The organism is Arthrobacter sp. QXT-31, assembly GCF_001969265.1.
In the GTDB taxonomy this organism is placed as follows: domain Bacteria; phylum Actinomycetota; class Actinomycetes; order Actinomycetales; family Micrococcaceae; genus Arthrobacter.
Window position 1 is genome coordinate 1,534,431 of record NZ_CP019304.1, and the last position, 11,939, is coordinate 1,546,369.

General features: G+C 68.5%; 8 protein-coding genes and 1 tRNA gene. 7 read left to right on the forward strand and 2 right to left on the reverse strand.

Features of this window, described 5'->3' with window-relative positions; genetic code table 11:
* Positions 1–111: 111 nt before the first annotated feature.
* A complete protein-coding gene (locus BWQ92_RS06910; protein WP_076798867.1) occupies positions 112–933 on the forward strand; it encodes a VOC family protein in 822 nt (273 codons plus the stop codon).
* An 82-nt stretch (positions 934–1,015) separates the two neighbouring features.
* Here BWQ92_RS06910 and BWQ92_RS06915 read toward each other — a convergent pair whose 3' ends face one another.
* On the reverse strand, positions 1,016–2,989 hold the full coding sequence (locus BWQ92_RS06915; protein WP_076798868.1) for an FAD/NAD(P)-binding protein: 1,974 nt from the start codon (positions 2,987–2,989) through the stop codon (positions 1,016–1,018).
* Between the two features lie 61 nt (positions 2,990–3,050).
* Here BWQ92_RS06915 and BWQ92_RS06920 point away from each other — a divergent pair, with 61 nt between their 5' ends.
* From BWQ92_RS06920 to BWQ92_RS06930, 3 genes are all read left to right on the forward strand, one after another.
* Positions 3,051–5,312: a prolyl oligopeptidase family serine peptidase gene (locus BWQ92_RS06920; RefSeq protein ID WP_076798869.1), complete on the forward strand. Its 2,262-nt coding sequence runs from the start codon at positions 3,051–3,053 to the stop codon at positions 5,310–5,312.
* Between the two features lie 70 nt (positions 5,313–5,382).
* Positions 5,383–5,471: transfer RNA gene (locus BWQ92_RS06925), tRNA-Ser, on the forward strand.
* Between the two features lie 190 nt (positions 5,472–5,661).
* The gene (locus BWQ92_RS06930) at positions 5,662–7,134 is read left to right on the forward strand and encodes an MFS transporter (protein WP_076798870.1); all 1,473 of its coding nucleotides are present in this window, start codon (positions 5,662–5,664) and stop codon (positions 7,132–7,134) included.
* On the opposite strand, the gene BWQ92_RS06935 is transcribed toward BWQ92_RS06930, so the two are convergent.
* The gene (locus BWQ92_RS06935; protein ID WP_076798871.1) at positions 7,079–9,286 is read right to left on the reverse strand and encodes a RecQ family ATP-dependent DNA helicase; all 2,208 of its coding nucleotides are present in this window, start codon (positions 9,284–9,286) and stop codon (positions 7,079–7,081) included. The genes BWQ92_RS06930 and BWQ92_RS06935 overlap by 56 nt on opposite strands.
* 129 nt (positions 9,287–9,415) lie before the next feature.
* Between BWQ92_RS06935 and BWQ92_RS06940 the strand changes: the two genes are divergently transcribed.
* Genes BWQ92_RS06940 through BWQ92_RS06950 form a run of 3 tightly spaced genes read left to right on the forward strand, consistent with a single transcriptional unit; the run spans position 9,416 to position 11,817 of the window.
* The gene (locus BWQ92_RS06940; protein ID WP_076798872.1) at positions 9,416–10,834 is read left to right on the forward strand and encodes a phosphomannomutase/phosphoglucomutase; all 1,419 of its coding nucleotides are present in this window, start codon (positions 9,416–9,418) and stop codon (positions 10,832–10,834) included.
* Between the two features lie 8 nt (positions 10,835–10,842).
* Positions 10,843–11,325, forward strand: coding sequence for a hypothetical protein (locus tag BWQ92_RS06945; RefSeq protein ID WP_076798873.1), 483 nt, complete (start codon positions 10,843–10,845; stop codon positions 11,323–11,325).
* 42 nt (positions 11,326–11,367) lie between these two features.
* Positions 11,368–11,817, forward strand: a complete 450-nt coding sequence (locus tag BWQ92_RS06950; RefSeq protein ID WP_076798874.1) for an RrF2 family transcriptional regulator — start codon at positions 11,368–11,370, stop codon at positions 11,815–11,817.
* Positions 11,818–11,939: the final 122 nt, after the last annotated feature.

Sequence of the window (11,939 nt, forward strand, 5' to 3'; positions counted from 1 at the left end):
TGAAGGCCCTGCCCCCATTGAAACTGTCACACCCCCGGCATAGTCTCGGCTCTGTCCGTAGTACCTCCATGACCTGCGGTGACTTCCCGCAAAGCACACCAGGAGCACACTATGCCCACACCTGAAATCACGCCCGGCGCACCCTGCTGGATCGACCTCATGACCACCGACAGCAACCAGGCAAAGCAGTTCTATGGCGAACTGTTCGGCTGGGATTTCCAGACCGGTGACCAGGAAAAGTACGGCGGGTACATCACCGCCACCAAAAACGGCAAGAACGTCGCCGGCATCATGCAGAAGATGGAGGACCAGGCAGCCATGCCTGATACCTGGTCCGTATACTTGCGCACCGACGACGTCGCCGCCACAGCCGCGGCGGCCACGGCCAGCGGCGGCCAGGTCCACATGGAACCGATGGACGTTCCCGAACAGGGCAAGATGGCCATCCTGGGTGACGCCTCCGGAGCCGCCGTCGGCGCCTGGCAGCCGCAGGAGATGCGCGGCTTTGACCTTGTTGCCGAACCCGGAGCGGCGGCCTGGCACGAACTCCACACCAACGATTACGCCGCCGCGGTGAAGTTCTATCAGGACGTGTTCGGCTGGAACACCGACGTCATGAGCGACACCCCAGAATTCCACTACACCACGCTGGGGTCCGGCCGGGACGCCAAAGCAGGGATCTACGACGCCACCTCCGACCTTCCCGCCGGGGTCCCCTCCAACTGGGTGGTCTATTTCGCCGTCGAGGACGCAGACGCCTCGATCGATAAGGCCGTCAGCCTGGGTGCGACCCTCGTCGACGGTCCGGATGACACCCCCTTCGGCCGGCTGGCCACCCTGACGGACCCCACCGGGGCAAGGTTCAAGCTCATCGCCGACACGGGCCAGGGCAACGCGGCCGACGCCGGGACTGGCGGACAGGGCGCCCTGTAACCGATCGCAGATGCCGGCCGGCAGCTTCCCCGGGAAGCCGCCGGCCGGCATTTTTTTGGGCTGATTGAGGACGCGTTCGGGATCAAGCGGCAGGAGGTGAGGAAGGGTTCTGGGGCAGGCCGAGGATGGCGCGGGCGATCTCGTCGGCGTCGCGCAGGGTGCGCTGGCCGCTCGGGTACACGGGACCCGCGTTCTGGACTGCCTCGGCGGCGATGGCCGTTCCCCACTGGGAGGCCGAGAGCTGAAGCCCCAGCACGTACAGCCTGTCGTTGACCTCGCCGTTCGCTGCCACCGGGCGGTAGGGGTGCGGGCGGACGTCGAGCCCGGAGGCCTGCACCGGCGTGCCTTCCACGGTCATCATGGTCCGCGGCCGCACGATCCCGTCGGCGAGGAGCTGTTCCAGCAGCGGCGACTCGTTGAGGGCCACGCGGTTGGCCGGCGCCAGCGCCTCCACCAGCGTGCGTGCCTGGGCGGCACCGCCCCGGACCCACGGCGAAGCGGCGGTAAAGGTTCGCTTTCCGCGGTCCACGCCAAACTTGGGGTCCGGGCCCACGAAGCTGACAATTCCGGCGCGCGCCAAAGCCGCCAGCTGCTCGGCACGCAGCGCCGGAGGACCGCTGGCCAGGCCTTCCACGAGGGACTCAAACCAGCCCCGCAGCCCGGCGACCCACGACTCATCGGTGATCCCGCCGTCGGCCACCACGGTTTTCAGCACGGCGCGGCCGCGGTGCAGCGCGCCGATGGCCATCTTGACGGGGTCGTCCTCGCCGAGCGCTGAGCGCCGCGCGTCGTCGTCGAGGTAATCCACGACGGCGGCATCCAGCTCGGCGCGCGAGGCAAAGCTCCGCCCGGACAGCGGGGCGGCAAGGCCGCGCAGGTCCAGCCGGCTGCCCGGGTGGACATGGCGGCCGACGACGGCGTTGAAGTCTTCCTCCCACCGGCCCGTCGTGTGGGCGTGCGGGTGCAGTGCCTCGTCCAGCTCCTTGAGGAACGCGTCATGGTCCTGCACGGCGTCCGGCTGCGAGCGCACCAGCGTGCTGTAGTAGGTCCAGAGTGCGTCCCGGTGCAGCAGCGGCCAGAGGTCGAGGTCGAAGGCCGGAACAATCCCCGCCGCGGCGAACCTCCTGATGGCCTTCCCGGTGAAGTAGCGGAGCCTAACCGACGCCGGATAGTAGCCAGCGAGGTTGGCCTTGGACCGGTACGGTGTTCCCCGCCGCGATGCGGCCAAAATGAAGGGCTCCTGCCCCGAGGGCAGGTATTCGAGGCCATCCCCGGACTCCACGAATATTCCGCCGCGGCCTTCCGTGAGCTGGCCCATCACGTCGAAGAAGTTCAGGCCCATCCCGCGGACCAGGACCGGCTCCTGCGCGGGGATCACGCCCCAGTCCACGTCGGCCGGAACGGCCGGGGGCAGATACCGCAGGCCGAACTGGGTGGCGGCTGCCTGCAGTTCGCGCTGCTCCGGACTGAGGCGGGACGCGAGGTGTCCCAGCGCGAGGACCACGGAATCGACGGTGAGGGTCGCGCCGTCGTTCACTTCGCCGGTGTCCAGTTCGACCTCGAACCTTCCGTCCTGCCGCCGCCGCGCGGCGGTGGCCGTGGCCCGGTGCACGTCGATGGTGACGCCGTCCGGCAGGGCGGCGAGCAGTTCCTCGAACGTGGACCGAAGGTAGCGGCCATAGATGGCGCGGCTGGGAAAGTCACCGGACCCCAGCACGGCGAGCTCTGCCCGCTCGTCGTCGGTGAGCTCCGGCAGCGGGTTGTGCTGCTGGGCTGTCCGCCAGCGGTCGAAGGTGGTGCCGGCGATGGGCGCAGCCAGCCCCGGGTCCTCGGGAACCAGCGTGGGGTAGAACGACTGCGTGTTCATCAGGTAGAGGCGTGACTGCCCCGGCTGCCAAACGTGCCCCGGGCCGGCGGGAAACGGATCAATCAGGTCAATGTGCAGGCGGGCTCCGGCGGGGGCGGCGGACCAGTTGGCGAGCAGCCGCTCCAGCACACTGGTGCCCCGCGGACCGGCGCCAATCAGCGCCGTCCGGATGCTCTGCGAAATAACCACGCCTTCCAGAGTATCGGCATGTGACTTGCTAGCTGAGCGGGGATGTTGTTTGGATGGGCGCATGACCACCACTGCAGCTGATTCTGCCCCCGCGTCCGGTGCGGCCCCCGCCGGGACCGCACCCGCGCCGACCGACGAGAACATCTGGCTGGAGGACATCTACGGCGAGGAACAGCTGGCCTGGGTGCGCGAGCAGAATGCCCGCACGGAGGACTTGCTGGAGGACGCCGAGTATGCCCGGCTGGAGGGCGAAATCCTCGAGGTCCTGGACTCGACGGACAAGATCGCCATGGTGAGCAAGCACGGCGAGTGGTACTACAACTTCTGGAAGGACCGGCAAAACCCGAAGGGCCTGTGGCGCCGGACCAGCTGGGACAGCTACCGCAGCGATGCCCCGGAGTGGGAGGTGCTGCTCGATGTTGATGCCCTGGCCGCCGCCGACGGCGTGGAGTGGGTCTTCCACGGGGCCAACCTGCTCCGGCCCGAGCCCGGGCAGCCGTACCGGCGCGCGATGGTGGCGCTCTCCCCCGACGGCGGTGACGCCAACCGCTACCGGGAGTTCGACGTCGAGACCCGGGCTTTCGTTGATCCCGCCGCGGGAGGCTTTGACCTCCCGACGGCGAAGGGGAACGTCTCGTGGCTCGATGCGGACACGCTGCTGGTCGCCAGCACCGCCGGGGATCTGCCGCGCACGGCGTCGTCGTACGCCCGGACCGCCGTGCGGCTCCACCGCGGCCAGGCCCTGGTGGATGCGCCGCGCATCTTCGAGATCCCCGAGGACCACATGATGGCGATCGTGGCCCATGACTCCACGCCCGGCTTCGAACGGACGTTCGCGGTGGACTGGATCGACTTCTTCAACCGCCGCACCTCCGTGCTGCAGGACGGCGACTGGGTGCCGGTGGACGTGCCCACCGACGTTAACACCGGCGCGCACAGGGAATGGCTGCTGTTCCGGCCACAGCGTGACTGGACCGTGAACGGCACAACGTACGCGGCCGGTTCCCTGCTTGCTGCTGATTTCCAGGCGTATCTCGGGGGCGGCCGCGAGCTCAGGGTTCTCTTCGCCCCGGACGCCCACACCTCGCTGCAGTCCTGGAGCTGGACCCGGAACTTCCTCCTGCTGAACCTGCTGAAGGACGTGTCCTCGGAAATCCGCGTGCTCGATCCTGCCGATTCCTGGCGGTCTTCGCTGCTGGACGCCTGCCCGCCGCTGCACGACGTCAACGCCTTCGCCGTGGACGACGAGGATGAGGCCGACGGCGGGTCCGGGGACGACTTCTGGCTCGTGGCCACCGGCTTCACAACGCCAAGCACCCTGACCCGCGGGACGCTGTCCCGGGCGGCTGACGCTGCTGCTGACGGTGCTTCCGGTGACTCTCTTGCAGACGGGGAGTCCGCCGGGACTGCCGCGGCAGGCGTGGTGAGCAGCCATGCGGTAGTGAAGGCATCGCCGTCGTTCTTCAATGAAGCGGACTACGAGGTGGAGCAGCACTTTGCCGTCTCCGCGGACGGCACGAAAGTGCCGTACTTCCAGGTGGCGGCGCGCGGTCTGGTGCTGGACGGGCAGAACCCGACCCAGCTTTCGGGCTACGGGGGCTTCGAGGTCTCCCGCACACCGTCCTACAGCGGCACCATCGGCCGGGCGTGGCTGGAGCGGCGCACGGCAGCGGTGCAGGGCGACGGCGGCGCGGAGGGACACAGCCGGGGCGGGGTGTACGTCGTGGCCAACATCCGCGGTGGCGGGGAATACGGCCCCTCGTGGCACCGGGCAGCGCTGCAGGAAAAGCGGCACCGCGCCTATGAGGACTTTGCCGCGGTGGCCCGGGACCTGATCTCACGGGGCGTCACCAGCAGGGAGCGGCTCGGCTGCGTCGGCGGCTCCAACGGCGGGCTGCTCGTGGGCAACATGCTGACCCGGTACCCCGAGCTGTTCGGGGCTGTGTCCTGCGGGGTGCCCCTGCTGGACATGCGCCGGTACACAAAGCTCTCGGCGGGCCATTCATGGATTGCCGAGTACGGCGACCCCGACGTGCCCGAGCACTGGGAGTTCATGAAGACCTTCTCCCCGTACCACCAGCTGAAGGACGGCGTGGAGTATCCGGAGACCTTCATCTGGACCGCCACCTCCGATGACCGGGTGGGGCCGGTTCAGGCCCGGAAGATGGCCGCGCGCATGCTGGCCATGGGCATCCCCAACGTCTGGTTCCACGAAGCGCTCGAGGGCGGGCACGCCGGCGCCTCGGACAACCGGCAGGCCGCCGCGCTCCAGGGCAGGAGCCAGCATTTCCTCTGGAAGGCGCTGGCGGAAGGGACGGCCTGACCCGCCGACCCGGCCGTTTTGCACTGACTGCCCGGTTCTGCGTATCCTTGGTGGGCTAGTAATAGCAATTGGAGACGTGCCAGAGCGGCCGAATGGACTTCACTGCTAATGAAGGGTCGGGGTTAAACTCGACCGGGGGTTCAAATCCCCCCGTCTCCGCGTTTGGCCCCGGTCCTCCGACCGGGGCCTTTTGCGTTCCCGGCGCCGATTCTTCTGCACAGACCGGACGCCATCCTTCCGCACAAGCCGTCCTTTCGCACAAGCCGTCCTTCCGCGCACCCCGCCACAGCCTCCGTCCGCGTGCCGGACACCCGAGGCGATGGACCGCTTCCGCTGGCAGGATGATTGTATGGACAAACTATCCGCCAACCAGGCCTGGAGCCCCAGGCTGGCCCTGCTCGTGGCGGCCACGTTCTTCATGGAATTCCTGGACGGGACGGTGCTGACCACCGCCATCCCCAGCATCGCCGCGGACTTCGGGGTGGCGTCGGCCAGCGTCAACATCACCATGACCGCGTACCTGATGACGGTGGCCATGGGCATCCCGCTGAGCGGCTGGCTGGCGGAGCGCCTGGGAGCGCGGCGGATTTTTTGCCTGGCCATCGCCGTCTTTACCCTGGCGTCACTGCTGTGCGCGGCCAGCCAGGATCTCACGATGCTGACCGTCAGCCGGGTCCTGCAGGGCCTGGGCGGGGCCATGATGGTGCCGGTGGGTACCCTGCTGGTGCTTCGCGGGACGCCAAAGTCGGACCTGCTGCGGGCTACTGCCTATCTCGTCTGGCCTGGCCTGCTTGCTCCCGTCCTGGCGCCACTTGTGGGCGGCGCACTGACCACCTATCTGTCCTGGCACTGGATCTTCCTGATCAACCTGCCGCTGGGCGCCGCAGCCCTCCTGGCCGCGCTGCGCCTGGTTCCGGCAGTTCCCGGGGACCGGAACCGCCGGCTGGACTGGCTGGGGCTTGCCCTCACGACGGCCGGCGTGGGCGCTTTGGTGGCCGGCCTCGAACTGGCCAGCGGCCATCTCGGCGGCTCCTTGACCTGGCCGATCATCCTCGCCGGCGTTCTCGCCCTTGCGGCAGCGGTTCTTTGGATGCGCCGCGCAGCCCACCCGCTGTTCGACCTGACGGTGTTCGGCACCCGCACCTTCCGGGCCACCAACTCGGGCGGCTTCATCTACCGGCTGACCATCAGCGCCGTGCCGTTCCTGCTCCCGCTCATGTTCCAGAACGGCTTCGGCTGGAGCCCGCTGCATGCCGGCATCATGGTGGCCGCCGTGTTTATCGGCAACATCGGCATCAAACCGGCCACGACGCCGCTTATCAGGCGCTTTGGGTTCAAGCCGGTGCTGGTGTTCGCGTCCCTGGCCTCAGCTGCGACCTTCGTCCTCTGCGCGATGCTGTCCCGGGAAACACCCGAGCCTCTGGTATTCGCACTGCTCGTGTGCAGCGGGGCGTTCCGCTCCATCGGATTCTCCGCCTACGCCTCGGTCCAGTACGCCGATATCCTGCCCGGGCAGCTAACGTCCGCCAACGCCGTATCGGCCACGGTTGTCCAGCTGGCCACCGGGGCCGGCATCGCGGTTGGCGCCCTCCTGCTGCGCCTCTTCGAGTCGGATTCCCTGCTCCTGTCCGGCCTGGGCATCCTGTCAGCAGGACCGGACGGCGGCGGAGTGGCCGCCTACCGTGGCGCCTTCCTCTCGATTGCGGTGCTGATGCTCCTCAGCACCGTCGACAGCCTCCTGCTGCACCGCGACGCAGGGGCCGAGGTCAGCCGGCCTGGGCCAGCGCCAGCGGAAGCACCGCGCCCGCCCCGGCCCGCCTGAGCGCGCGCCCTGCCACGGTGACGGTCCACCGGCTGTCCACGAGGTCATCGATAAGCATCACGCTGCCGCCGCCCAGTCCGGCGAGCTCGGCAGCCAGCGCCTCCCCCACCACGAGCCGGTCCCACACCCCGGCCAGCCGGTAGGCGCTGTTGCCGCCGCGGCCGCCAGTGGGCCCGCCGTGTTCGAGCTGCAGCTGACCGAGATACGGGATTCGGCCGATCTGCGAGATGCCCCGCGCGAGGGAGTCCACAAGTTCGGGCCTGCTGCGGGAGGGCATGCTGACAATGGCCGCCGGCCTGCCTGCGCCGCTCCAGCCCGGAATCCGGGAGTCACCGGCTCCCCATTCGCGCAGAACCTGGACACAGGCCTGGAGCATGCCGGGATCGACGGGCCGGTCCGCAGCCCCGGCCGCGAAAAGTTCCCTCAGCGCGCCGCCCCAGCCCAAATCCGTCAGCCTGGCGAGGACCCGGCCGTCCGCTGTGTTCTCGTCAGGTTTGATCTTGCCCTTCACCGGCACGCCGAGGCGGTCCATCCCGCTGGGCCACTGCAGCCGGGACTCCAGGACGATGCCGGCCCGGCTCAGGGTCTGCCCGGCCGTCTCCGTCGCCGTGGCGGCGACGTCGGCCGGGAACCACCGGCCGGCGCAGTTGTCGCAGCGGCCGCAGGCAGCTGCGGTCTCGTCGTCGAGGACGGAGGTGATGTACTCCATCCGGCATCCGGACGTGTCCTGGTAGATGACCATGGAGTCCTGCTCGTCCACCCGGGCTTCCGCGATCCGCTGGTACCGTTCGGCGTCGTAGGTCCACGGCATGCCGGTGGACCGCCAGCCGCCGCCTACCCGTTCCACCGCGCCGTCCACAGCGAGCACCTTCAGCAGGAGCTCCAGCGGCGTCCGGCGCAGGTCCACCCGCGCCTCCAGAGCCACGGTGGACACGGCCGAACCTGCTTCCGCCAGCGCGGTCAGCACGGCGGTGGCCTTCTCCTCGGAGGGCATGGACGCTGTGGCAAAGTACTGCCAGATTTCGCGGTCCTCGGACCCGGGCAGGAGCAGGACATCGGCGTTGGCGGCGCCACGGCCGGCCCTGCCCACCTGCTGGTAGTAGGCAACCGGGGAGGACGGGGCGCCGAGGTGGACCACGAAACCGAGGTCCGGCTTGTCGAAGCCCATCCCCAGCGCGGACGTGGCCACGAGCGCCTTGACCTGGTTGTCCTTCAGAAGCTGCTCCGCCCGCTCCCGGTCCGCGGGGTCGGTGCGTCCCGTGTATGCCAGCACCTCATGCCCGGCCTCCGCAAGAAGCCGGGCAGTGTCTTCGGCGGCGGAAACCGTCAGGGTGTAGATGATCCCGCTGCCCTGCAGGTCTCCCAGGTGCGTGAGCAGCCAGCCGAGACGCTCGCGGGAGTCCGGCAGCGCCAGGACTCCGAGCCGCAGCGACTCCCGGCCCAATGCGCCGCGGATGGTCAGCACGCCGTCGCCGAGCTGTTCCTCGATGTCGTGGACCACCCGGGAGTTGGCAGTGGCTGTGGTGGCCAGTACAGGCACGGTATCCGGCAGCGGCGTGATGAGGTCCGCGATGCGGCGGTAGTCCGGCCGGAAGTCGTGGCCCCAGTCCGAGATGCAGTGGGCCTCGTCGATAACCAGCAGTCCCGTTCGCCGGATGAGTTCGGGCAGCTGGTTTTCCCGGAAGGAGGGGTTGGTGAGCCGCTCAGGGGAGACCAGCAGAACATCCACCTGGTCGGCGGCAAGCTGCTCCCGCACCGCGTCCCACTCGAGCTGGTTGGCGGAGTTGATGGCCACGGCCCGGACACCGGCCCGGGCCGCAGCTGCCACCTGGTCGCGCATCAGGGCCAGCAGCGGCGAAACGATCAGCGTGGGCCCGGCCCCGCGCCGCCGGAGCAGCAGGGACGCCACGAAGTAAACGGCTGACTTTCCCCAGCCGGTCCGCTGCACCACGAGCGTCCGGCGGCCGCCGTCGACCAGCGCCTCGATGGCCTCAAACTGGCCGTCGTGGAAGTCGGCATCCGCCCGACCGACCAGCTCGCGCAGCACCGAAAGAGCCTGGCTCCGGGTACCAGTGGCTGTTCCAGGTTCGCTTCCGGCACCAGAGGGGCCGGTGGCAGTGGAAAGGACCGGGGCGTGCTGGTTATTTGCCATTGATTCAGTATCCCAGCCGCCTCTGACACGCCAAACCCCGGGCACCGGCTATGTGGACAACGGCCGGCGCACACTTCTGTGACTTGCCCTTCACGGGCCTGCCGCAGGCTTGCCCGTAAGATAAGTGCCGTGACTAGCGACCAGACCCGTACTTATGACCTTTCGGCCTCGTTCAAGGCGTATGACGTCCGTGGCATCGTCGGTGAATCCATCACCGCTGAAATCGTCGAAGCCGTAGGCGCAGCGTTCGTTGACGTGCTTGGCCTGGAGGGCCAGACAGTCCTGGTCGGCGGTGACATGCGCCCCTCGTCCCCCGAATTCAGCAAGGCGTTCGCCACCGGCGCCGCCACCCGCGGAGCCAATGTCCAACTGCTGGACCTGATCTCCACGGACGAGCTGTACTACGCGTGCGGAGCCCTGAACGCCGCGGGCGCCACGTTCACCGCAAGCCACAACCCCGCCGAATACAACGGCATCAAGATGGCCAAGGCCGGCGCCGTCCCCATCTCCTCCGAAACGGGCCTCAAGGAAATCCAGGCACTCGCCGAGCAGTACCTGAACACCGGCTCGATCCCCGCCGCCGAAACGCAGGGTCAGATCGGCGTCCGCGACGTGCTGAAGGACTACGCCGAGTACCTGCGCACGCTCGTTGACCTCTCCGGCTCGCGCCCCCTCAAGGTCGTGGTGGACGCCGGCAACGGCATGGCCGGGCTGACCACGCCGGCAGTCCTGGGCGACACGCTGCTGCCGAAACTGCCCTTCGAGATCGTTCCGCTCTACTTCGAACTCGACGGCTCCTTCCCGAACCACCCCGCCAACCCCCTGGAGCCGGAAAACCTGCGTGACCTGCAGGCCGCCGTCGTCGAACACGGCGCGGACATCGGCCTGGCGTTCGACGGCGACGCCGACCGCTGCTTCGTCATCGACGAAAAAGGCGACGCTGTGTCGCCGTCGGCCATCACCGGCATGGTGGCCCGCCGGGAAATCGCCCGTGCCAAGGCACAGGGCGAGGCCCAGCCCACCATCATCCACAACCTCCTGACCTCCCGCGCCGTGCCGGAACTCATCGCCGAAGACGGCGGACGGGCAGTGCGCACCCGCGTGGGCCACTCCTTCATCAAGGCCGTCATGGCCGAGGAGGGCGCCATCTTCGGCGGCGAACACTCCGCCCACTTCTATTTCCGCGACTTCTGGAACGCAGACACCGGCATGCTTGCCGCCATGCACGTGCTGGCCGCCCTCGGTGAACAGGACGGCCCGCTTTCCGAGCTCGGCCGGGAGTATGAACCGTACGTTTCCTCCGGCGAGATCAACTCCGAAATCGAGGACAAGGCCGGCGCAGTGGAGCGTGTCCGCGCGGATTTCGAGGCCGAGGACGTGGCCGTCGACCACCTGGACGGCAGCACCTTCACGGCCACCGACGGCAGCTTCTGGTTCAATCTGCGCCCCTCCAACACCGAACCGTTCCTGCGGCTGAACGCCGAAGCCACGGACCGCGCCACCATGGAGCGCGTCCGCGACCGTGTGCTGGCCCTGGTCCGCAGCTAGGGCAGACCATGGCAGCGCCTGATTCCACTCCGGCCCAGCCATCCTGGCGGGCCTCCGTGCCGGACGCCACGGCCACGGATCTGGAGAACCTCATGGGCACCGGACTGGCGGCGGCCCAGGAGCAGCTCGAGCGCAGCGGCGGGTTCCTGCCGTTTGCCCTCGTGGTGGAGAACGACGGCGACGTCCGCCTTGTGGCTGTCTCGCCGGCAGATCCGGAGGCCGGCGGCGACGCCGGGTTCGACGCCGACGGGATGATCCGCGACATCACCGAACTGTTGCGCCAGCACCGGGACGAGTTCCGCGCAGCAGCCATTGTCTGCGACATCACCCTGGTCGAGGAGGACACGGACGCCATCCATGTGGCCACCGAGCACCGGGACGGCGCGGTGTTCGCAGCAGTCCTGCCCTACTCGCCGCCCGAGAACGCCGGCGAGTGGGAGTTCGGCGACGTTGCGGCCGACGCCAACGAGCCGGTGATTTGGGCCGACTAAAGCGGCAACCGGGCGATTTGCACAGGCCCTTAAGCTAGAAGCATGAAAATCAACGCCTTCGCGGACGTCAGCCTGCGCGCCCTGATGGTGCTCGCTGCCGCCCCCGAGGGCGGTTTGCTGACCACCCAGAACGTCGCGGACGCGGTCGGAACCCCCTACAACCACGTCAGCAAGGCCGTCGCGAAGCTGCGCATGCTGGGGCTGATCGACGTTGAGCGCGGCCGCAACGGTGGCTCCCGTCTCAGCGCAGCCGGCCGCCGCGTGACGGTGGGCCAAGTCCTGCGCCAACTGGACACCCGGGAGGACGCCGCCGAGTGCATCGGCCCCGCCGGCAGCTGCCCCCTCATCAGTGAATGCCGGCTCCGGGGCGCCATCGCCAGGGCGCGCGAGGCTTTTTACCGCGAGCTCGACGACGTCGTGGTGGCTGATCTGCCCACCTCACGTCAGATGACGCCGGTTTTTGAGGCGATCGGGTTGCGCCCCGGCGCCTAAGCGCCGCACCCGATATCCCGGCAGCCCCCCCGGACACCCCGCTCCGCTCCGGACGCAACCGGCCACATTTGTAAAAACACTTCTACAGGGTGTAGAAAAGAACCAGCAGAAACTCGTATTTC